Origin of the sequence: Verrucosispora sp. WMMD573 (assembly GCF_027497175.1) — a bacterium.
Classification (GTDB): Bacteria; Actinomycetota; Actinomycetes; order Mycobacteriales; family Micromonosporaceae; genus Micromonospora.
Window position 1 is genome coordinate 2,948,653 of the sequence record NZ_CP114901.1, and the last position, 20,922, is coordinate 2,969,574.

Consider the following 20,922-nt stretch of genomic DNA (forward strand, 5'->3'; position numbering starts at 1 on the left):
CCGCTTTCGGCGCAGGTCAGGGGCGGAGCCATATCCGGTGCCGCTCCATTCCAGGGTTCATCGACCCGGGCCACCAGGCCGCCCATCCGCCGTTCCGGCGACCCCGGTACCGGCTCTCGGGCGACAGTCGTAGCACCGCCCGTGACGCGCCGCCGCGCTCGGTGGACGCGTGCCCTGGAAGGGGTTTCACCATGGCCGCCAAGCCCAAGCCCGAGACCACTGACGAGGCCCGTGAGCAGGCCCGTCGCGCCCTGCAGACCTCCATGGACACCCGTCAGTGACGGTGTTCGACCGGCGGTGACGTCCCGCCGCCGACGCGTACGACGTCACCGCCGGTCCGTTCGTTCTTCTGCGTCGTTGGGCCGGACCGGCACCGTCCCCGCTTGACGATCGCCGGGGGTAAGTGGTGGGCCGTATTGCTCCCCTTACGCCTCGCGTGTCACCATCGGCGGCGATGAGCCAGCCGACCACTGTCACCGATCGGGTCGCGTCGCCGCGCCGGATCGCCGCGCTCGCCCTGCCCGCCCTCGTGGTGCTCGCCGCCGAACCGCTCTACGTGCTCGTCGACACCGCGGTCGTCGGCCACCTGGGCCGGGTGCCGCTGGCGGCGGTGGCCGTGGGCGGCACCGTGATGACCCTCACCGCTTGGTTGGGGACCGTTGTCGCGTACGGCACGACGGGTCGCGCGGCCCGCCGGTTCGGTGCCGGGGACCGCGCCGCCGCGGTGGCCGAGGGGGTCCAGGCTTCCTGGTCGGCCCTTGGCGTGGGGCTGGCGGTCCTCGTCGGCATGCAGTTCGGCGGTGGTGCCCTGGCGGGTGCCCTGGCCGGCGGTGGTGAGGTGGCCGTCGCCGCCGCCGAGTGGCTGCGTGTCGCCGCGTTCGGTGCCCCCGGGCTGCTGCTCGCCGCCGCCGGTAACGGCTGGCTGCGCGGCGTGCAGGACACTCGCCGCCCGCTGCTCTTCGTGGTCGGCCCCAATGTGCTCTCCGCGGTGCTGTGTCCGGTGCTGGTCTACCCGGTCGGCCTGGGGTTGGTCGGCTCAGCGGTGGCGAACGTGATCGCGCAGACCCTCTCCGGCGCGCTCTTCGCCGCCGCCCTGGTGGCCGAGCGGGTGGCGCTGCGCCCGCGTCCCCGGATCATCGGCCAGCAACTGGTGCTCAGCCGGGACCTGCTGATCCGCGGGGTGGCCTTCCAGGCCAGCTTCCTGTCCGCCACGGCCGTGGCCGCCCGGTTCGGTGCCGCGACGGTCGGCGCCCACCAGATCGCCGTACAACTCTGGTTCTTCGCGGCGCTGGTCCTCGACGCGCTGGCCATCGCCGCGCAGGCGCTGGTCGGGGCGGCGCTCGGCGGTGGTGACGACGCGACGGCCCGGGCGCTGGCCCGCCGGATCGGCCGGCTGGGCGCGATCTGCGGTACGGCGTTCGCGGTGCTCGCGGCGGCCGGCGCCGGCGTGGTGCCCGCCTGGTTCAGCTCGGATCGGGCGGTACACGAGCAGGCGCTGGTGGCCTGGCCCTGGTTCGCCGCGATGCTGCCGCTGGCCGGAGTGGTGTTCGCCCTCGACGGGGTGCTGATCGGCGCGGGTGACATCCGCTATCTGCGCAACCTCACCGTGGCCGGTGCGCTCGGCGGCTTTCTGCCGGCGATCTGGCTGGCGTACGCCCTCGATCTGGGTCTCGGTGGCATCTGGGCCGGGCTGATGCTGTTCACCGTGATCCGCCTGATCGGGCTGTTGCTGCGGCTTCGTAGCGGTGCCTGGGCGGTCATCGGTGAGGAGCGTCTACCCGCCTGACAAGACCTGGCCGTAGAGCGCGTAGATGAAGAGCACCAGAGCCAGGCTCGCCACGAAGGAGACGAGCAACGCGATGATCTTCATGGTGTTGGGGTAGCGCTGACGCAGGGGCTGCCGTCGCTGCCAGGCCCACCAGCGGCGCCGGACCGCCCCGGCCCCGGGCAGGGCGGCCAGCCCCTCGGCCAGCCGGACACCCAACGTGCGCCTCGCCGGTGGCGGATTCAGCATCCAGTCCGGCAGCGCGCTGGGCTGCTCGGGCGTACGCAGGCGGACCTCATCGTCGGGCCGGCGCGTTCGATCGGGACTGCGGTCCGTGCTCATGTCGTTCTCCCCGTGGCCTGCCGGCACGGCACTCGCCGTCGCCGATGTGTCCATCGTGTCAGGGGGGTCCCAGCCCGAACATCCGATTTCCGGGGGCCTGTCCGGTGCTCGGGCCAGCGGGCCGGTCTGGCAGGCTTGCACGCCGTGAGCACAGACGGCCTGATCGTGGTGGACAAGTCCGGCGGTATGACCTCGCACGATGTGGTCGCCCGGGTCCGCCGGCTGGCCCGGACCCGGCGGGTCGGCCACGGCGGCACGCTCGACCCGATGGCAACCGGGGTCCTGGTGATCGGGGTGGGCCGGGCAACCCGGCTGCTGACGTACGTGATCGGTGCGGACAAGAGCTACGCGGCGACCGTCCGGCTGGGCCAGACCACCGTCACCGACGACGCGGAGGGCGACGTGATCGCCACCACGCCCGCCGGGATGGTCACCGACGAGGCCGTCCGGGACGTGCTGGCCGGGATGACCGGGGAGATCGACCAGGTGCCGAGCGCGGTGAGCGCCATCAAAATCAACGGACAGCGGGCGTACAAGCGGGTCCGTGCGGGGGAGAGCGTCGACCTGCCGGCCCGGCGGGTCACCGTCTCCCGGCTCGACGTGCTGGCGATCCGACGTGATCGGCCGGACGTGGTCGACGTCGACGTGGAGGTGGCCTGCTCGACCGGGACGTACATCCGGGCGATAGCCCGCGACGCGGGCCTGGCCCTCGGGGTCGGTGGCCACCTGACCGCGCTGCGGCGTACCGCCGTGGGTGGGTTCACCCTGGCGGAGGCCGCCACCCTCGACGAGCTGGAGAGCCGCGCGCCGGATGTGGTGGGGCTGCCGCTCGCCACCGCCGCCGAACGGTTCTTCCCCCGCCGGGACGCCACCGCCGAGGAGGCGAAGGTGCTTTCCCACGGCGGTCCGCTCGATCCGGTCGGCCACACCGGGCCGTACGCGGTCTTCGATCCGACCGGCGGGCTGATCGCTATCGTCAGCGAGCGGGCCGGCCGGGCCCGCGCGGAGATCGTGCTCGCCCCGGCCTGATGCCGGGTGCCCGACAGCCGACCGCCGACGGTCGGGGCCAACGACAGCGGAGGAGCAGCATGCAACGGTGGCGGGGGTACGACGCGGTGCCCGGTGGCTGGGGACGGTCGGTCGTCACCATCGGCGTCTTCGACGGTGTGCACAAGGGTCATCAGGCGACGATCGGCCATGCCGTGGCCCGTGCCCGGGAACTCGGCGTGCAGTCGGTGGTGGTGACCTTCGACCCGCACCCGGCCGAGGTCGTGCGGCCGGGTTCCCATCCGGCGGTGCTGACCGAGCCGTCCCGCAAGGCTGAGCTGATCGAGGCCCTCGGCGCGGACGTGCTCTGTGTGATCCCGTTCACGCCCGAGGTTTCCCGGTTGTCGGCCGAGGCGTTCGTGCACGACGTGCTGGTCGAGCACCTGCACGCCGCGCTCGTGGTGGTGGGGGAGAACTTCCGGTTCGGCCACCGGGCCGCCGGTGACGTGGCGCTGCTGGAGCGGCTCGGTCGCACGTTCGGGTTCGCCGTCGAGGGGGCTCCGCTGGTCGCCGCGGCGGGCACGGTCTACTCCTCGACGTACATCAGATCCTGCGTCGACGCGGGTGACGTGACCGCCGCCGCCGACGCGCTGGGCCGCCCGCACCGGTTGGAGGGTGTGGTGGTCCGCGGTGACCAGCGTGGGCGGGAACTCGGCTATCCGACCGCGAACCTGCTCTGTCACCGGTACGCGGCGGTACCGGCCGACGGCGTCTACGCCGCCCGGATGATCCGTCGGGGGCGGCGGCAGCCGCTGGCCGCCGCCGTGTCGATCGGCACGAACCCGACCTTCTCCGGCCGGGAGCGCCGGGTCGAGGCGTACGCGCTGGATTTCGACGGCGACCTCTACGGCGAGCGGCTGGCGCTGGACTTCGTGGCGCATCTGCGCGGGCAGACCCGCTTCGATTCGATCGAGCCGCTGATCGCCCAGATCGCCGAGGACGTCGAGCGGACCCGCCGGGTGCTGGGCTGACCGGTCACCGACCCGCCCGTGGCCCTTGACCGGCCGGGTCGGTTGGGTGCTGGTAGGCTGGCTGAGACGTCGGCTGACCGACGTGGGGCCTCGCCTGCCTGCTCGACGCCGCGGGTGCGAGGACCGTCCGTCACCGGTGCCGTAGCCCGGCCCGACGGACCGCATCGAGACAACCCATCAGAACAGGGAGAACATGGCGCTCGACCAGCAGGCCAAGGCCAAGATCCGCGAGGAGTACGCGACCGCCGAGGGCGACACCGGGTCGCCCGAGGTGCAGGTCGCGGTCCTCACCAAGCGGATCGCCGATCTCACCGAGCACCTGAAGGTGCACAAGCACGACCACCACAGCCGCCGTGGGCTGCTGCTACTGGTCGGCCGTCGCCGCCGGTTGCTCAACTACGTCCAGAAGAAGGACATCAACCGCTACCGGTCGCTCATCGAGCGGCTCGGCCTGCGCCGGTGACGTGACGGGGGAGTGGCCCACCAGGTCACTCCCCCGTCGGCGTCCCAACCGAGAAACGGGCCACGACCACCCAGACAAGGGAGCGTCGGCGTACCGGTCTCCGGTAGTGGCCTCCGGGCGCCCCGGCATCCTGCCGGTGGTCCCGGGCGCTTCGATCGAAGACCGGCCGTCCGTACAGCTCCCGCGTCGTGGCCCCCGATGCGAAGGAGCATTGAAACAGCATGACCGAGACCAAACTCGGCACCGAAACCCGCACCGCCGTGATCGACAACGGGTCGTTCGGCACCCGTGAGATCACCTTCTCCACCGGCCGGCTGGCCCGACAGGCCGCCGGGTCCGTCACGGCGCAGCTCGGCGAGACGGTCGTCCTCTCCGCCACCACCGCCGGCAAGCAGCCGAAGGAGCAGTTCGACTTCTTCCCGCTGACCGTCGACGTCGAGGAGCGGATGTACGCCGCGGGCCGGATCCCCGGCTCGTTCTTCCGCCGCGAGGGCCGGCCCAGCGAGGACGCCATCCTCACCTGCCGCCTGATCGACCGGCCGCTGCGCCCGTCGTTCGTCAAGGGCCTGCGCAACGAGGTCCAGGTCGTCGAGACCATCCTCGCGCTCGACCCGCAGCACCCGTACGACGTGGTCGCGATCAACGCCGCGTCGATGTCGACCAAGCTCTCCGGCCTGCCGTTCTCCGGCCCGATCGGGGCCACCCGGATGGCCCACGTGGACGGCCAGTGGGTCGCCTTCCCGACCCACGAGGAGCTGGCCCGGGCCACCTTCGACATGGTGGTGGCCGGCCGGTCCCTGCCCGACGGCGACGTCGCGATCATGATGGTCGAGGCGGAGGCCACCGAGCACACCGTGAAGCTGGTCGCCGGCGGGGCGCCCGCACCGACCGAGGAGGTCGTGGCGAGCGGCCTGGAGGCCGCCAAGCCCGCCATCCGCGAGCTGTGCCGGGCGCAGAGCGAGCTGGCCGAGGTCGCCGCCAAGCCGGTCGCCGAGTTCCCGGTCTTCCTGGATTACCAGGACGACGCGTACGACGCGGTCGCCGAACTGACCCGCGCCGACGTCGCCGAGGCCCTGCAGATCGCCGGCAAGGCGGACCGCGAGGAGGCCCTGGACGCGATCAAGCTGCGGGTCCACGAGGAGCTCGGCTCCCGTTTCGAGGGCCGGGAGAAGGAACTCTCCGCCGCGTTCCGGTCGCTGACCAAGTCCGAGGTGCGTAGCCGGGTACTGCGCGAGCAGGTCCGCATCGACGGCCGGGGTCCGCGTGACATCCGCCCGCTGAGCGCCGAGGTGGGCGTGCTGCCCCGGGTGCACGGCTCGGCGCTGTTCGAGCGCGGCGAGACCCAGATCCTCGGCGTCACCACGCTCAACATGCTGCGCATGGAGCAGGCGCTGGACACCCTCTCCCCGGAGAAGTCCAAGCGCTACATGCACAACTACAACTTCCCGCCGTACTCCACCGGTGAGACCGGCCGGGTCGGCTCGCCGAAGCGTCGCGAGATCGGGCACGGTGCCCTCGCGGAGCGGGCGCTGATCCCGGTGCTGCCCTCGCGGGAGGAGTTCCCGTACGCCATCCGGCAGGTCTCCGAGGCGCTCGGCTCCAACGGCTCCACCTCGATGGGCTCGGTCTGCGCCTCGACGCTGGGCCTGCTCAGCGCCGGTGTGCCGCTGAAGGCGCCGGTCGCCGGCATCGCGATGGGCCTCATCTCCGACGAGGTCGACGGCAAGACCCAGTACGTCACGCTCACCGACATCCTCGGTGCCGAGGACGCCTTCGGCGACATGGACTTCAAGGTCGCCGGCACCCGGGACTTCGTCACCGCGTTGCAGCTCGACACCAAGCTCGACGGCATCCCGTCCGACGTGCTGGCCGCCGCGCTCCAGCAGGCCCACGAGGCGCGGCAGACCATCCTCGACGTGATGCAGCGGGCGATCGAGGCACCGGCCGAGATGTCCGACTACGCGCCGCGGGTGACCACGGTCAAGATCCCGGTCGACAAGATCGGCATGGTGATCGGCCCGAAGGGTCAGACCATCAACGCCATTCAGGACGAGACCGGCGCCGAGATCTCCATCGAGGACGACGGCACCATCTACGTCGGCGCGACAAACGGTCCGTCGGCGCAGGCCGCGGTCGAGCGGATCAACGCGATCGCCAACCCGACCCTGCCCAAGGTCGGCGACCGCTTCCTCGGCACGGTGGTGAAGACGGCTCCGTTCGGCGCGTTCGTCTCGCTGCTGCCGGGCCGCGACGGCCTGCTGCACATCTCCAAGGTGGGCGACGGCAAGCGGGTCGAGAAGGTCGAGGACTTCCTCAACGTCGGTGACCGGGTCGAGGTCGAGATCGCCGACATCGACCAGCGCGGCAAGATCTACCTGGACAAGGTCCGCCCGGAGGGCGCCGAGGCGCCGGCCGCCGCAGCCGGCGAGGAGCGCCCCGCCGGCCGGGGTGGCGACCGGGGTCCGCGTGACCGGGGCGACCGCGAGCGCGGTGGCGACCGGGGCGGTCGTGGCCCCGAGCGTGGCGAGGGCGGCGAGGGCGGCGACCGTCCCCGACGCCGTACCCGGCACAGCTGACAAGTGAACCGCTGACCGGCCGGGCGACACCGTCGCCCGGCCGGTTCGTTCGTCAACTCATCCACCCCTCGTCGTACTGGAAGCAGGTGGCCGTGACCCGGACCCGGCATTCGTCTTTCCTCGGGGCCCGACCGGGGCCGACGCCGCGCGCCGGCCGTTCGGCCACCACGACCGCGCGGGCCGCCGGTGGGTCGACCCGGGCGGTGACCCGGACCCTGAGCGACGATCCGCTGGGCGGCACGGTGCGCCGCACGGTGCTGCCGAACGGGCTGCGCGTGCTGACCGAGGCGATCCCGGCCATGCGCAGCGTCTCGTTCGGCATCTGGGTGGCGGTGGGCTCGCGGGACGAGACCGGCACCCAGGCGGGTGCCGCCCACTTCCTCGAACACCTGCTGTTCAAGGGCACCCACAAGCGCAACGCGATGGAGATCTCCTCGGCGATCGAGGCCGTGGGCGGCGAGACCAACGCCTTCACCACGAAGGAGTACACCTGCTACTACGCCCGGGTGCTGGACGAGGACCTGCCCCTGGCCATCGACGTCATGTGCGACCTGGTCGCCGACTCGGTGCTGGAGCCGGCCGACGTGGAGACCGAGCGCGGCGTGATCCTCGAAGAGATCGCCATGCACGACGACGAACCCGGCGACGAGGTGCACGATCTGTTCGCCCAGGTCGTCTACGGCGACCACCCGCTGGGCCGGCTGATCTCCGGCACCGCGGAGACGGTCACCCCGATGTCCCGCCGGCAGATCCAGAGCTTCTACCGGCGACGCTACGTCGCGCCCCAGATCGTCATCGCCGCCGCCGGCAACCTGGACCACACCGCCGTGGTGCGGCTGGTCCGCCAGGCGCTGCGGGGCACTCCGCTGGACACCGATCCGGCGGCGCCCGCGCCGCAGCGGCCGGCCACTCCGGGCGTACGCACCCGGACCGCCGCCACTGTGGTGGAGGAGAAGGAGACCGAGCAGGCGCACATCATGCTGGGCTGCGCGGGCATCGACCGGCTCGACGAGCGGCGCTTCGCCCTCGGCGTGCTGAACAACGTGCTCGGCGGTGGCATGTCCAGCCGGCTCTTCCAGGAGATCCGGGAGCGCCGTGGCCTCGCCTACTCCGTCTACTCCTATGCCAGCCAGTACGCCGACAGCGGCCTGTTCGGCGTCTACGCCGGCTGCGCCCCGGGCCGGGTCGACGAGGTGCTGAAGCTGACCCGCGCCGAGTTGGCGCGTACCGCCGCGCACGGCATCACCGAGGCGGAGCTGGCCCGGGGCAAGGGGATGAGCAAGGGCTCGTTCGTGCTCGGCCTGGAGGACACCGGCTCCCGGATGAGCCGGCTGGCCAAGGGCGAACTGCTCTACGGGGACCTGGTCCCGGTCAACGAGCTGCTCGACCGGGTCGACGCGGTCACCCTCGACGACGTCAACGCCCTCGCGGCCGAGTTGCTGGGCCGGCCGATGTCCCTCGCCGTCGTCGGCCCGTTCGCCGGCCGGGACTTCAGCGCCTGATCCGTCCGGCCGAGCGGCTGCGCACCACCCTCGGGGTGTCCGCGTCCCGATTGGGATAGGTTGTGCCGCGTGACTGACGAGCAGGAGAAGGCCGCCCCCGAGTCGATCAAGGTTGGCGTGCTGGGTGCCGGTGGCCGGATGGGTGCCGAGGTGTGCCGGGCCGTCGAGGCGGCCGGCGACATGAAACTGGTGGCGACCGTCGACGAGGACGACTGGCTGGTGGACGCCGCCGAGGCGGGGGCGCAGGTGCTCGTCGACTTCACCACTCCCGACGTCGTGATGGACAACCTGCACTGGTGTATCGACCAGGGCATCCACGCGGTGGTCGGCACCAGCGGCTTCACCGAGCAGCGGATCGAGAAGGTACGCGGCTGGCTGGCCGGCCGGCCCGACGTGGGTGTGGTGATCGCCCCCAACTTCGGTCTCGGCGCGGTGCTGATGATGCAGTTCGCCGCGCGGGCCGCCCGCTACTTCGAGTCGGTCGAGATCGTCGAGCAGCACCATCCGCGCAAGCTCGACGCGCCCAGCGGCACCGCCATGCACACCGCGCGCCTGGTCGCGGCGGCCCGGGCCGAGTCCGGCCTCGGCCCGGTGCCGGACGCCACCAAGGACGAGATCGCCGGTGCCCGGGGTGCCGACGTCGACGGGGTGCGGGTGCACGCCGTACGCGCCACCGGACTTGTCGCCCACCAGGAGGTGCTCTTCGGCACCACCGGCGAGACCCTCACCATCCGGCACGACTCGTACGACCGGGTCTCGTTCATGCCCGGCGTGCTGCTCGCGGTACGCGCGGTGCGATACCGGCCGGGCCTGACCCTCGGCCTGGACGCCCTGCTCGACTGAGCGCGGCCGGGGTGGGCCGCCCGCCCGCGCTCAACCCGCCTGGGGCGGTTCGGTGGGCACGGCGACGTGCAGGCGCAGCTGGGGGACCAGCATGTCGTCGACGTCCAGCGCGCGTCCCGCGCCGTCGGGCTCCCAGCCGGCGGTGGTGAGGAACTTCCGGGCGGCCTGGTCGCCCTCGAACACCCACGCCACGGCCCGGTCGAAGCCGGACTCCCGCCACAGGTCGACACTGGCGGCGAGCAGCCGGGAGCCGTGCCCGCGCCGGCCCCAGCGGGGCTCGACCAGCAGGTCGGTCACGGCCACCACGTCGGCGCCGAGCGCGTCGGCCGGTTCGTTCGGGGCCAGCGCCTCGGCGTCGGCCGGGCCGGAGGCGGCGAAGCCCACCAGATACGATTGCTCGGCCTGTTCGACGGCGACCAGCACCCGGTGGGTGTCGCTGGGCGGCTGGCGCACCGAGGCATCCCAGCGCTCGGCCAGCGACGCCTCGTCGAGGCCGTCCAGCACCTCCCGGGGCAGCAGTCGCCGGTAGGCGACCCGCCAGGTGGCGAGCTGGATGCGGGCGATCTCGGCGGCGTCCTCCGGACGCGCCGGGCGGACGTACCCGAGACTCATGGCACGACAGCCTACGCAGGGCGAGGGAGGCGACGGTGGCGCAGGGTGCCAGGCGGACGGTCGGACAGGTCGCCGCGGTGATCGTGCTCGCCGTCGTGGTGGCCGGGTTCCTGTCCGTGGCGGCCGTCCGGCACGGCTTCTTCGACCTTCAGGTCTACCGGGGCGCCCTGGTCTGGTGGGTGCACGACGGCGGCGAAATTTACGACTACCTCAAGCCCGGCACCCAGTACGGCTTCACGTACCCACCGTTCGCCGCCCTGGTGATGTTGCCGATGGCGTACCTGTCCTGGCATTCGGCGATCGTGGTGAGCGTGGCGGCCGGCGTGGTGACCAGCGCGGTGCTGATCTGGTGGCTGCTGGATCCGGTGTCCCGGCGGGCCGGCTGGACCCGCTGGTTCGCCTTCGCGGTGGTGCTCTGCCTGGTCGCGGCCTTCGAACCGATGCGCGAGACGATCAACTTCGGTCAGGTCAACACGCTGCTGCTCTTCCTGGTGGCGGTGGATCTGCTCCGGCTGCTGCCGCGCGGCAGCAGCTGGGCCGGGATCGGCATCGGCCTGGCCACCGCGATCAAGCTCACGCCGGGCATCTTCATCGTCTACCTGCTGGTGACCGGGCGCTGGCGCGCGGCGGTGACCGCCTCTGGCGCCGCGACCGCCGCGACCCTGCTGGCCGCCGCGCTGTTCCCGGACGCCTCCCGGGAGTTCTGGACCAGCGCGCTGTGGAACACCGGGCGCGTCGGTGAGCTGGCCTTCGTCTCCAACCAGTCGCTGCGGGGCGTGGTGGCCCGGCTCGACCCGCAGAGCCCGAGCACGCTGGCCTGGCTGCTGCTGGTCGCCGCGACGCTGGTGCTCTGGGCCTGGCGGTCCCGGGTCGCGGCGTCCGTGGGCGACGAGGCCACCGGGCTGGCCCTGACCGGCACGGTGATGTGCCTGGTCAGCCCGGTCACCTGGGTGCATCACCTGGTCTGGCTGCTGCCGGGCCTGCTGCTGCTGGTGGACCGGGGCATGGCCGCGCCACCGGGCGGTCGTCGCCGCCGGGTGCTGCTGGCCTGCGCGACCATCGGGTACGCGTTCCTGATCAGCCGGATCGTCTGGGCGTGGGAGAAGGACTTCACCGGGCTCGACGGTTTCCTGTTCGGCAACACCTACGTCTGGATCAGCCTGGCGTTGCTGGCCTTCCTGCCGGTGCGTGCGGTCGCACCGCGCTCGCCGTCGGATTCAGCGTCGACGTCGGATTCAGCCGCCGTCGAGTCGGCCGGTGTACCGCAACTCGACCAGTCCGATCGCCGGTCGGCCGCCGGACAGCGGCACCGGGTAGGTCGACCGCTCACCGTCCGGTGACAACCCGGCCCGCTCGTAGAACCGACGGGCCCGGTCGTTGTCCGCCAGCACCCAGAGCCGGTACTCCGTCCAGCCGGACTCGCGCAGGCCCGCCCGCGCCGCCGCGAGCAGGGCGCGAGCGGTGCCGTCACCCCAGTTCTCGGGCGTGACGTACAGGCTCACCACCTCGCCGTAGGCCGGGTCGAGGTCGCCGCGATCCTGGTTGTTGCGGTACGGCCCGAAGGTGGCGAACCCGACGAGCGTGCCGTGCTCCTCGGCGAGCAGGGTGGTGAAGGGGTGATCCGGGTCGGCGGTGCCGAGGGCCCGGCGGCGCTGCGCCCAGGCGGCCGGGTTGAGCCGGTTCAGCACCTCGTCCGGCATGATCCCGGCGTAGCCGGCCTGCCAGCCGCGCACGTGCACCCGGGCCACCGCCTCGGCGTCGTCGGGCTGCTCACGGCGGATGCTGGGCATGCAACCAGTTCTAGGCTGCCGGGGCGGGCAGGTCCAGTGTCCGCACCGATGTCGTACGCCTGTCGTAGCCTGCCTGCGATGGTCGCACCGGAATCGCTCTCGCTCGCCCAGGCCCGCCGCGTCGCGTTGGCCGCACAGGGCTTCGCTGATCCGGCGCCCACCGGGGCGCCCACCCGCCGGCACCTGCGTCGGGTGCTCGACCGGGTCGGGTTGATCCAGATGGATTCGGTGAACGTGCTGCAACGGGCGCACTACCTGCCGCTCTACAGCCGGCTCGGGCGCTACCCCACCGACCTGCTCGACTCCGCCGCCTACCGCCGCCCCCGCGAGTTGTTCGAGTACTGGGGCCACGAGGCGTCGTTGGTGCCGGTTGCCCTGCATCCCGCGCTGCGCTGGCGGATGGCGCGGGCGCACACCGACGCCTGGGGCGGAATGCGCCGTATCGCCGCCGAGCAGCCCGCCCTGGTCGCCTGGGTACGCGACGAGGTGGCGGCCCGGGGCCCGCTGACCGTCGCCGAGATCGAGCACGACGCACCCCGCCAGACCGGCAACTGGGGGTGGAACTGGTCGGCGGTGAAACAGGCCCTGGAATATCTCTTCTGGGCCGGCGAGGTGTGCGCAGCGCAGCGCACCGGCTCCTTCGCCCGCCGCTACGACCTGCCGGAACGGGTGCTGCCGGCGGAGGTCCTGGCCGCCCCGACGCCGACCGACGCACAGGCGTACCGCACCCTGGTGGGCGTCGCGGCCCGGTCACTCGGGGTGGCCGCGGAGCCGGAGCTGCGCGACTACTTCCGGCTGCCGGTGGCCGGTGCGCGGCAGGCCATCGCCGAGTTGGTCGAGGCGGGCGAGCTGCGGCCGGTCACGGTGCAGGGGTGGCGGCAGCCCGCGTGGTTGCACGCCGGGGCCCGGCTGCCCCGCTGGGTACGCGGCAACGGCCTGGTGAGCCCCTTCGACCCGCTCGTCTGGGAACGCGCCCGCACCGAGCGGCTGTTCGGCTTCAGCTACCGCATCGAGATCTACGTGCCCGCACCACAACGCGTGTACGGCTACTACGTGCTGCCGTTCCGCCAGGGCGAGCGCTTCACCGCCCGGGTCGACCTGAAGGCGGACCGCAAGTCCGGGGTGCTGCTGGTGCCGGCCGCCTGGGTGGAGCCGGGCGTCGACCCGGGGGAGACGGCGATCGCCCTGGCGGCCGAGCTGTACCGGCTGGCCGGCTGGCTCGGACTGGACACGGTCGCGTCGCCGGTCGCCGGTGACCTCGCGGCGCCGCTGGCCGCCGCGCTGGTGGGCGTGGCCGGTGTACGGTGAGGCTCGTGACGAGCGTTGACCGACCGGGCGCCCAGCCGCAGCCCGACCTGCACGGCGATCAGCCACATGGTCACCCGTCCGGTGGGCCGGCGGGTCCGGCGCAGCAAGGTGACTGGCCGGCGGGATATCCGGCCGGCTATCCGGTGGTCGAGTCCGACCGGCTCACCCGGTTCGTGACCCGGATGCACGCTCGCACGCCACGCTGGGTGGCGCCGTTGGCCGCGGTCGGCTGTGTCGCCGCCGGCATCGGGTACACGCTGCTCAGCGAGCCCACCCGGTCCGCGCCCGACGCCCTGCCGACCTGTTTCCTGAAGTTCCTCACCGGGCTGGACTGCCCGGGGTGCGGCGGCACCCGCGCCCTCTGGTACGTGCTGCACGCCGATCTGCCGGCCGCCGCCCGCCACCATTTCCTCTTCGTCTTCGCGCTGCCCTTCCTGGCGTACCTCTTCGTCGCCTGGGCCGGTCGGCAGGCGTTCGGTTGGCGGCTGCCCGAGCTACGCATCGGCCCGAAGCTGATCGGCGGCTTCCTCGCCGCCTGGCTGGCCTTCTCGGTGGTCCGCAACCTGCCCTGGGTCCCCTTCACCGCCCTCTACGTGTAGCGGCCCGGGCCGGCGTTTTCTGGTCGTCGGTCGGTCTCGGCTACAGTCCCAGGAATGCCGGAGATGGTGCAGCCCCAGGTCAGGTTGATCGCGTGGACCCAGTTCGACCCGCCGGAGGACGTGCCGTGGTCGACCGATGCCGACGGGGGGCAGGCGCTGGCGGAGTTCGCCGGACGGGCCTGCTACCAGAGCTGGAAGAAGCCGAACCCGGCGACGGCCACGAACGCCGGCTACCTGGCGCACATCCTGGAGGTCGGTCACCTCTCGGTGCTGGAGCACGGCTCGGTGAGCTTCTACTTCACCGGCGTGTCCCGCTCGTTCACCCATGAGCTGATCCGGCACCGGCACCTCTCGTACTCCCAGCTGTCGCAGCGGTACGTGCCGGAGCGGGACGCCGCGATGGTGGAGCCGACCGTCATCGCCGAGGACCCGGAGCTGCACAAGCGGTTCGTCGAGGCCGCCGAGGCGAGCGTGCGGGCCTACAATGACCTGCTGGAGGGGCTGGAGCGGCGCTTCGCCGACGTGACGAACCCGACCCTGCGGCGCAAGCAGGCCCGCCAGGCGGCCCGCGCGGTGCTGCCGAACGCCACCGAGACCCGCATCGTGGTGACCGGCAACTACCGGGCCTGGCGGCACTTCGTCGGTATGCGCGCCACCGAGCACGCCGACGTGGAGATCCGTGAGCTGGCGGTGGAATGCCTCCGACAGTTGCAGCGGGTGGCGCCGAACGTCTTCGCCGACTTCACCATCTCGACGCTGCCCGACGGCACGGAGGTGGCGCGGAGCCCGTACGCCCAGGTGTCCTGAACGGGTCGTGAGGCCGCCCGCCCGGGGGTGGTGAGCCCCTTCCCCGGTGGCCGGCCCTCGGCCGTCCGATAGGTTGTCACCATGACGCACGACCACCTCGACGCTCCGGTTCGAACGGCCTCGCGCCCGTTCGGCCGGGTGCTCACGGCCATGGTGACCCCGTTCACCGCCGACGGGGCGCTCGACCTCGACGGCGCGGCACGGCTGGCGGATCATCTGGTCGCGGAGCAGGGCAACGACGCGTTGGTGGTCAACGGCACCACCGGCGAATCACCGACCACCACCGACGCCGAGAAGGAACGCCTGATCCGGGTAGTGGTGGAGGCGGTCGGCGACCGGGCCCGGGTGGTGGCGGGGGTCGGCACCAACGACACCCGACACACCATCGAGCTGGCGACCTCGGCGGAGAAGGCCGGTGCGCACGGGCTGCTGGTGGTCACTCCGTACTACAACAAGCCGCCGCAGGCCGGTCTGCTACGCCACTTCACCGCGGTGGCCGACGCCACCGGGCTGCCGGTGATGCTCTACGACATCCCGCACCGCTCCGGTGTGGCGATCGAGACCGAGACCCTGGTCCAGCTCGCCGAGCACGGCCGCATCGTCGCGGTCAAGGACGCCAAGGGTGACCTGACGGCGACGAGTTGGGTGACCAGCCGGGCCGAGCTGGCGTACTACAGCGGTGAGGACGCGCTCACCCTGCCCGCCCTGGCGGTCGGCTGCGTCGGCGTGGTGGGCACCTCCACGCACTTCACCGGCGCCGAGACCAAGCTGATGATCGAGGCGTACGACACGGGGGACACGGCCACCGCACTGGCGCTGCATCGCCGGTTGCTACCGCTGTACACGGGGATCTTCCGTACTCAGGGTGTGATCCTGGTCAAGGCTGGCCTGGCAGCGCAGGGCCTGCCGGCCGGTCCGGTACGTCCACCGCTGGTGGACGCCACCGCTGGCGAGATCGCCCAGCTACGAGCCGACTGCGCGGCGGCGGGCCTACCGCTCCCTGAATGATCAAACGACACGACGGACGCCGGGTGACGGCGTCACAGAATGAGGTGAACGCGTGACCGAGGCGCACAACGAGGAGGCCCAACTTCCACCGCCGCTGCCGGAGGGCGGACTGCGGATCATACCGCTCGGCGGGCTCGGCGCCATCGGCCGGAACATGACCGTCTTCGAGTACGACGGCAAGCTGCTGGTCGTCGACTGCGGCGTGCTCTTCCCGGACGTGGAACAGCCCGGTGTCGACCTGATCCTGCCGGACTTCGGTCCGATCCTCGACCGGCTCGACGACATCCAGGCGATCGTGCTGACGCATGGCCACGAGGACCACATCGGCGCGGTGCCCTACCTGCTCGCGCACAAGCCCGACATCCCGCTGGTCGGCTCACAGTTCACCCTCGCGCTGGTGGAGGCGAAGCTGGCCGAGCGGCGCATCCAGCCGTACACGCTGACCGTGCGGGAGGGGGGCCGGGAGCGGCTCGGCCCGTTCGAGTGCGAGTTCTTCGCCGTGAACCACTCGATTCCCGACGCGCTCGCGGTGGCCATCCGGACCCCGGCCGGGCTGGTGCTGCACACCGGCGACTTCAAGATGGACCAGTTGCCGCTGGACGGCCGGATCACCGACCTGGCCGGCTTCGCCCGGCTCGGTGCCGAGGGCGTGGACCTGCTGCTGTCCGACTCCACGAACGCGGAGATCCCGGGCTTCGTCACGCCCGAACGGGAGATCGGTCCGGTCCTCGACGCGATCTTCGCCAAGGCCCGGGGCCGGATCATCGTCGCCTCGTTCGCCTCGCACGTGCACCGGGTGCAGCAGGTCTTCGACTCGGCCGTCGAGCACGGCCGCAAGGTCGCCCTTATCGGCCGGTCGATGGTCCGCAACATGGGCATCGCACGGGATCTGGGCCTGTTGAACATCCCACCCGGTCTGGTCGTCGGTCTCGACGAGGCGACCTCGATGCCACCCGAGCAGATCGTGCTGATGTCCACCGGTTCGCAGGGCGAGCCGATGAGTGCCCTGGGCCGGATGGCCAGCGGTGATCACCGGCACATCACCATCGCACCCGGTGACACGGTGGTGCTCGCCTCGTCGCTGGTGCCGGGCAACGAGACCTCCGTCTACCGGGTGATCAACCGGCTGGCTCGGGCCGGTGCGGTGGTCGTGCACAAGGACGTGGCGAAGGTGCACGTCTCCGGGCACGCCCCGGCCGGGGAACTGCTCTACCTGCTCAACGTGGTCCGGCCCAGCAATCTGATGCCGGTGCACGGAGAATGGCGGCACCTGCGCGCGCACGCCCGGTTGGGCATCGAGTCCGGCGTGGCGGCGGACCGGGTGGTGCTCTGCGAGGACGGCGACGTGGTCGACCTGGTGGAGGGGCGGGCCAGCCTGGTCGGGCACGTGAAGAGCCGCTACGTCTACGTCGACGGCCTGGCCGTCGGCGACGTCAGCGAGTCACTGCTCACCGAGCGGCGCATCCTCGGCGACGGTGGCTTCATCGCCGCGACCGTCGTGGTGGATTCGGTCACCGGCAAGGTGGTCGCCGGCCCGACCGTCTCGGCCAAGGGCTTCTCCGAGGACCCTGGGGCGTTCAACGCGGTGATCCCGCTGGTGACCGAGGCGCTCAACCGGGCCGCCGCGGACGGGATCACCGACCCGCACCAGCTTCAGCAGATCGTCCGGCGCACCGTGGGCCGCTGGGTCAATGACGCCTACCGTCGTCGCCCGATGATCGTGCCGACCGTCGTCGAGGTCTGAACACCGGGCGTACCGGACCGATTTCGGTGGGCCACCACACCCGGCGGGTGGTGGCCCATCGGCGTAGGCAGATCGATTGGTCGCGTGCGAGTTCAACCGATCGCGCGTTTTGCCCGTACTCCGAGCCGGCAGGCGTGACCGCGCCAGCCGGGAGGAGCATGGCGGATGGACCGCAGACGATTGACAGCCATCGGTGTCGTGGTGGCGGCCGTGGGCGCGGCGGCGGCCGTCGCCCTGCCGTCGTTCGCCGGTGACGGTGGCGCGCCGGTCGGCGCACCGACCAGCGGGGCGGTCGAGGGCGCCGACCCGGACGTGGTCGAGGCGATGCGCCGGGACCTGCGGCTGAACGAGTCGCAGGTGGCCGCCCGACTGAAGACCGAACGCTGGGCCTCCGGGGTGGTCAACCAACTCCGGGCGGATCTGGGCGCGGCCTACGGCGGCAGCTGGCTCAGCGCCGACGGCAGCGAACTCAACGTGGCGGTCGCCGACGAGGCACAGGCGCAGCGGGTCCGGGCCGCCGGGGCGGTTCCGAAGGTGGTCGAGCGTGGGGTACGTCAGCTCGACACCCTCAAGACGCGGATGGACCGTACCGCCGCCCGCGCCGAGCAGGTCTCCGGCTGGTACGTAGACGTCGCCTCGAACAACGTGGTGGTGCTCGCCGAGCCGGGTGCGGAAGCGGCCGGGTGGCGTTTCGTGGCCCGTGCCGGCGTGCCGCGAACCGCGGTGCGGATGGCCACCGAGGAGCAGCCCCGACTCTTCGCCGACGTACGCGGCGGCGAGCCCTACTTCATCGGCAGCGGCCGTTGCTCGGTCGGCTTCGCGGTGGTCGGTGGCTTCGTCACGGCAGGCCACTGCGGGCGGGTGGGTGCCCGCACCACGGGTGCCGACCGGGCGCCGCAGGGCGTCTTCCGGGCCTCGTCCTTCCCGGGCGACGACTGGGCCTTCGTGCAGGTGAACAACAACACCAGGGTGCTGCCGGAGGTGACCGACTTCCGGGGCGGGGTGGCCCGGGTGGCCGGTTCGCAGGAGGTGCCGGTCGGTTCGTCGATCTGCCGCTCCGGTTCCACCACCGGAGTCAGCTGCGGCACGGTGCAGGCCCGCAACGCCACCGTCCGCTACCCCGAAGGGCTGGTCAGCGGTTTGGTGCGGACCAACGTCTGCGCCGAGCCCGGTGACTCCGGTGGCTCATGGATCTCCGGCAACCAGGCGCAGGGCGTGACCTCCGGTGGATCCGGCGACTGCGTGCGCGGTGGCACCACGTTCTACCAGCCGGTAAACGAGATCCTCCAGCGCAACAACCTGACGCTGCTCACCACGCGGAACTTCCGCGCTCTGAGCGGCCGGCGCTGATCAGCCCACCCGGCCGGGTGCTGTTCCGCGCCCGGCCGGGTCAGGGCAGGGCGGCGACCGCCGCCGCGTACGCGACACCGGTTCGGACGGCCGCGTCGACCAGCACCGCGACCTGGTCCGGGGCGACACCGTACGCCAGGTCGGTGGTCACCTCGCCGGCCAGCACCAGGCCACCCTCACCCGGGTCGTGCGCGTACGCCTTGGGGAGCAGCCGGTCCCGATTCCAGGCGTTGCAGAAGGCGAATGCCTCCGTACGCCGGGTCGCCGCCAGCCGACGCCCGGCCACCACCCGGGTGTGCAGGATGTCGTGGCGTTCTCCGGCCCGCCGGAACTGGATCACCGCGTCGCCCCAGCGTCCCAGCACCGTGCCGGCGGCGTCGACGGTGTAGTCGTCACCCCGGCGGTCCAGCGCATCGGTGATCATCGACACGGTCAGGGCGCCGATCTCGTCCACGGCCAACTCGGCGGTCCCGCTGTCCGCCCCCGGTACGTCGTCGGGACCGGGAACGCCGTCCGTGGCGAACTCGTCGGCCGATTCGAACTCCTCGTCGGCCGGCAGCGGCACCGGCGGGACGAGTGGACGTTCGGCCAGCCAGGCGGCGATCCGGCCGGACTGGTGGCCGGTGCCGTTGCGGGCGTCGAAGCTACCGGCCAGCTTGGTCGCGACGGCGAGCAGTTCGGCACCGAGCTGATCTACCGTGACCTCGGCGGCCGGTCGTCCACCGTACGCCGGTCGGCGGACCGCGCGACCCGTGGTCCTCTCGCCCGCCAGCGCGCAGACCAGCGCCCCCGCCGCGGTGAACTCCAGCACGGACAGATCATCGTGCGGTCGGTCCAGCCGGGGCAACTGCTCGACGACGATCTCCACACCGCGATCGAGGTGCCCGCCCAGCGCACAGAAGCGCAGGTGGGTGGCGAGATGGCCGAACCCGTCGGGTTCCGTCCGGTGCCGCTGGTACGCCCGTACGTGCGCCTGCCCAGCCCGCCGTGCGTCGCCCGCCCGCAGCCAGGGCAGCAGCGCCGCGGTCAGGGCCGCCTCCGGCTGGGCGGTGCAGCCGGCCGGCGCGTCGAGCAGGGGATCGAGCACGTCGAGCGCCGCCGCCCAGTCGCCCCAGCCGGCCAGCAGTTCCGCCTGTCGTACCGGCAGGCAGTCGGCGCAACCGGCGGCCGGGTCGGGTGCCCCGGCCGGCCACCGTGCCAGCCAGCGGCGGGCGGCGGGTTCGTCGCCCACGTGATCGGCGATCCGGCACCGCAACTGCGCCACCAGCGCCGCGTTCGCCTCGCCGCCTTCCTCGCTGAGTCCGTTCAGCACGCCGCGAGCCTGGTCCAGACTGATGCGGGGAGTGCCGAGCAGCGCCTCGACGGCGTACCGCCGATAGCTGCGCAACGTGTCGTCGTCCGGCTCCGCCGCCCGCAGGCAACGCCGGACCGGCTCGAACAGCCGCCACCGTTCGCCGCCGCGCAGGTGCGTCTCGACCAGCTCGGACCAGGCGTGCAGCGCGGTACGCCGGTCGCCGTCCGCCTCGGCGAGCGCGGCGACCCGTTCCAACTCGCCGACGCGCACCTCGCCGTCGGGCATGTCCCTCGCGTCGGCGAGGGCGTCGGCGATCCGCTGATCGGCGCGTACGCCGTCGGCCGGCCCGGCGGTGCCTCGCGCTCGGCTGCGGTTCCGGCGGGCGCCGGGGACCGGCCCGGTCACGGGCGCCCCGTCCCCGCGAGCCGGCCCACCTCGTCGGCCAGCCGACAACCGGCCGAGATGCCCCGGTCGAGCAGCCGGTCCAGTTGGTGCGGGGTGACGCCCCGTTCCAGGTCGGTGATGACCTCGCCGCAGACCCGGGCCTGACCGGCGTCGTGGACGTGCACGAACGCCTTCGGCCAGAACCGGTCACGGTTCCAGGTGTTGCAGAAGTCGTGCAGCCACGGCACGTCCTCGACCGCGAAGGCGGGCGCCGCGACGGTACGCACCTGGAGCAGTTCCCCGGCGTCTCCGGCGCGGAGGAACCAGATGTGCCCCTGCGCCCACCTGCCCACCAGCGCACCGTCGGCGTCGGCGGCCACGGTGTGACCCCGGTTGCTCAGCACGGCGGCGACGAGCTCCCGGGTGAGCGGTCGCAGCGTCGACGGATGGCCCGCCAACGGGTGGCCGGCACGGTCCTCGAATTCCGGCGACCCCATCGGACACTCCCTCGCGAGGC

Annotated in this window: 19 protein-coding genes; 14 read left to right on the forward strand and 5 right to left on the reverse strand. The window is 72.3% G+C overall.

From position 1 onward, the window contains the following. Positions 1-454 precede the first annotated feature (454 nt). On the forward strand, positions 455-1,786 hold the full coding sequence (locus tag O7601_RS13595) for an MATE family efflux transporter (protein WP_281566504.1): 1,332 nt from the start codon (positions 455-457) through the stop codon (positions 1,784-1,786). On the opposite strand, the gene O7601_RS13600 is transcribed toward O7601_RS13595, so the two are convergent. Beyond that, positions 1,775-2,107: a hypothetical protein gene (locus O7601_RS13600; protein ID WP_281566505.1), complete on the reverse strand. Its 333-nt coding sequence runs from the start codon at positions 2,105-2,107 to the stop codon at positions 1,775-1,777. The genes O7601_RS13595 and O7601_RS13600 overlap by 12 nt on opposite strands. Positions 2,108-2,251: 144 nt before the next feature. On the opposite strand from O7601_RS13600, the gene truB reads away from it, so the two are divergent. From truB to dapB, 6 genes are all read left to right on the forward strand, one after another. After that, entirely contained in the window at positions 2,252-3,136 is an 885-nt protein-coding gene (gene truB / locus O7601_RS13605) for a tRNA pseudouridine(55) synthase TruB (protein ID WP_281566506.1), read from the forward strand. Positions 3,137-3,195: 59 nt separating this feature from the next. Continuing rightward, entirely contained in the window at positions 3,196-4,125 is a 930-nt protein-coding gene (locus tag O7601_RS13610) for a bifunctional riboflavin kinase/FAD synthetase (RefSeq protein WP_281566507.1), read from the forward strand. A gap of 193 nt (positions 4,126-4,318) precedes the next feature. After that, complete coding sequence (gene rpsO / locus O7601_RS13615; protein WP_013732184.1) at positions 4,319-4,588, forward strand: 30S ribosomal protein S15; 270 nt, start codon at positions 4,319-4,321, stop codon at positions 4,586-4,588. 221 nt (positions 4,589-4,809) lie between these two features. Next, on the forward strand, positions 4,810-7,164 hold the full coding sequence (locus tag O7601_RS13620) for a polyribonucleotide nucleotidyltransferase (protein WP_281566508.1): 2,355 nt from the start codon (positions 4,810-4,812) through the stop codon (positions 7,162-7,164). Between the two features lie 203 nt (positions 7,165-7,367). Continuing rightward, entirely contained in the window at positions 7,368-8,666 is a 1,299-nt protein-coding gene (locus tag O7601_RS13625) for a pitrilysin family protein (protein WP_281566911.1), read from the forward strand. A gap of 69 nt (positions 8,667-8,735) precedes the next feature. Beyond that, positions 8,736-9,509 (forward strand): 4-hydroxy-tetrahydrodipicolinate reductase, encoded by a 774-nt coding sequence (gene dapB / locus O7601_RS13630; RefSeq protein ID WP_281566509.1) that lies wholly within the window; start codon positions 8,736-8,738, stop codon positions 9,507-9,509. Between the two features lie 30 nt (positions 9,510-9,539). On the opposite strand, the gene O7601_RS13635 is transcribed toward dapB, so the two are convergent. Further along, positions 9,540-10,121 (reverse strand): GNAT family N-acetyltransferase, encoded by a 582-nt coding sequence (locus O7601_RS13635; protein WP_281566510.1) that lies wholly within the window; start codon positions 10,119-10,121, stop codon positions 9,540-9,542. Positions 10,122-10,156: 35 nt separating this feature from the next. Between O7601_RS13635 and O7601_RS13640 the strand changes: the two genes are divergently transcribed. Further along, positions 10,157-11,461, forward strand: coding sequence for a glycosyltransferase family 87 protein (locus O7601_RS13640; RefSeq protein ID WP_281566511.1), 1,305 nt, complete (start codon positions 10,157-10,159; stop codon positions 11,459-11,461). Here the strand turns inward: O7601_RS13640 and O7601_RS13645 are convergent. After that, complete coding sequence (locus tag O7601_RS13645) at positions 11,357-11,911, reverse strand: GNAT family N-acetyltransferase (protein WP_281566512.1); 555 nt, start codon at positions 11,909-11,911, stop codon at positions 11,357-11,359. The genes O7601_RS13640 and O7601_RS13645 overlap by 105 nt on opposite strands. A 78-nt stretch (positions 11,912-11,989) precedes the next feature. Between O7601_RS13645 and O7601_RS13650 the strand changes: the two genes are divergently transcribed. The 6 genes from O7601_RS13650 (at position 11,990) to O7601_RS13675 (ending at position 18,727) form a co-directional block, all read left to right on the forward strand. After that, positions 11,990-13,219, forward strand: coding sequence for a crosslink repair DNA glycosylase YcaQ family protein (locus O7601_RS13650; protein WP_281566513.1), 1,230 nt, complete (start codon positions 11,990-11,992; stop codon positions 13,217-13,219). Between the two features lie 47 nt (positions 13,220-13,266). Beyond that, positions 13,267-13,818 carry a DUF2752 domain-containing protein gene (locus O7601_RS13655; RefSeq protein ID WP_281566912.1) on the forward strand — a complete coding sequence of 184 codons (552 nt, stop codon included), beginning with the start codon at positions 13,267-13,269 and terminating at the stop codon, positions 13,816-13,818. Positions 13,819-13,881: 63 nt separating this feature from the next. Beyond that, on the forward strand, positions 13,882-14,625 hold the full coding sequence (thyX, locus tag O7601_RS13660; protein ID WP_281566913.1) for an FAD-dependent thymidylate synthase: 744 nt from the start codon (positions 13,882-13,884) through the stop codon (positions 14,623-14,625). Positions 14,626-14,706: 81 nt separating this feature from the next. Next, positions 14,707-15,633 (forward strand): 4-hydroxy-tetrahydrodipicolinate synthase, encoded by a 927-nt coding sequence (gene dapA, locus O7601_RS13665; RefSeq protein WP_281566514.1) that lies wholly within the window; start codon positions 14,707-14,709, stop codon positions 15,631-15,633. 52 nt (positions 15,634-15,685) lie between these two features. Beyond that, entirely contained in the window at positions 15,686-17,377 is a 1,692-nt protein-coding gene (locus tag O7601_RS13670) for a ribonuclease J (RefSeq protein WP_281566515.1), read from the forward strand. A gap of 165 nt (positions 17,378-17,542) precedes the next feature. Then, on the forward strand, positions 17,543-18,727 hold the full coding sequence (locus O7601_RS13675; protein WP_281566516.1) for a S1 family peptidase: 1,185 nt from the start codon (positions 17,543-17,545) through the stop codon (positions 18,725-18,727). Positions 18,728-18,767: 40 nt separating this feature from the next. On the opposite strand, the gene O7601_RS13680 is transcribed toward O7601_RS13675, so the two are convergent. Together O7601_RS13680 and O7601_RS13685 are read right to left on the reverse strand one after the other, a co-directional pair. After that, positions 18,768-20,306, reverse strand: a complete 1,539-nt coding sequence (locus O7601_RS13680) for a YbjN domain-containing protein (RefSeq protein WP_281566914.1) — start codon at positions 20,304-20,306, stop codon at positions 18,768-18,770. Between the two features lie 116 nt (positions 20,307-20,422). Further along, on the reverse strand, positions 20,423-20,902 hold the full coding sequence (locus O7601_RS13685; RefSeq protein ID WP_281566517.1) for a YbjN domain-containing protein: 480 nt from the start codon (positions 20,900-20,902) through the stop codon (positions 20,423-20,425). Between the last annotated feature and the right edge of the window lie 20 nt (positions 20,903-20,922).

Excerpts from the sequence above, each read along its gene's own strand:
- O7601_RS13645 (WP_281566512.1), bottom strand. The coding sequence starts at position 11,911 with ATGCCCAGCATCCGCCGTGAGCAGCCCGACGACGCCGAGGCGGTGGCC.
- O7601_RS13635 (WP_281566510.1), bottom strand. The coding sequence starts at position 10,121 with ATGAGTCTCGGGTACGTCCGCCCGGCGCGTCCGGAGGACGCCGCCGAG.
- O7601_RS13600 (WP_281566505.1), bottom strand. The coding sequence starts at position 2,107 with ATGAGCACGGACCGCAGTCCCGATCGAACGCGCCGGCCCGACGATGAG.
- O7601_RS13650 (WP_281566513.1), top strand. The coding sequence starts at position 11,990 with ATGGTCGCACCGGAATCGCTCTCGCTCGCCCAGGCCCGCCGCGTCGCG.
- O7601_RS13610 (WP_281566507.1), top strand. The coding sequence starts at position 3,196 with ATGCAACGGTGGCGGGGGTACGACGCGGTGCCCGGTGGCTGGGGACGG.
- O7601_RS13680 (WP_281566914.1), bottom strand. The coding sequence starts at position 20,306 with ATGCCCGACGGCGAGGTGCGCGTCGGCGAGTTGGAACGGGTCGCCGCG.
- O7601_RS13675 (WP_281566516.1), top strand. The coding sequence starts at position 17,543 with ATGGACCGCAGACGATTGACAGCCATCGGTGTCGTGGTGGCGGCCGTG.
- thyX (WP_281566913.1), top strand. The coding sequence starts at position 13,882 with ATGGTGCAGCCCCAGGTCAGGTTGATCGCGTGGACCCAGTTCGACCCG.
- O7601_RS13685 (WP_281566517.1), bottom strand. The coding sequence starts at position 20,902 with ATGGGGTCGCCGGAATTCGAGGACCGTGCCGGCCACCCGTTGGCGGGC.
- rpsO (WP_013732184.1), top strand. The coding sequence starts at position 4,319 with ATGGCGCTCGACCAGCAGGCCAAGGCCAAGATCCGCGAGGAGTACGCG.
- dapA (WP_281566514.1), top strand. The coding sequence starts at position 14,707 with ATGACGCACGACCACCTCGACGCTCCGGTTCGAACGGCCTCGCGCCCG.
- O7601_RS13620 (WP_281566508.1), top strand. The coding sequence starts at position 4,810 with ATGACCGAGACCAAACTCGGCACCGAAACCCGCACCGCCGTGATCGAC.
- O7601_RS13595 (WP_281566504.1), top strand. The coding sequence starts at position 455 with ATGAGCCAGCCGACCACTGTCACCGATCGGGTCGCGTCGCCGCGCCGG.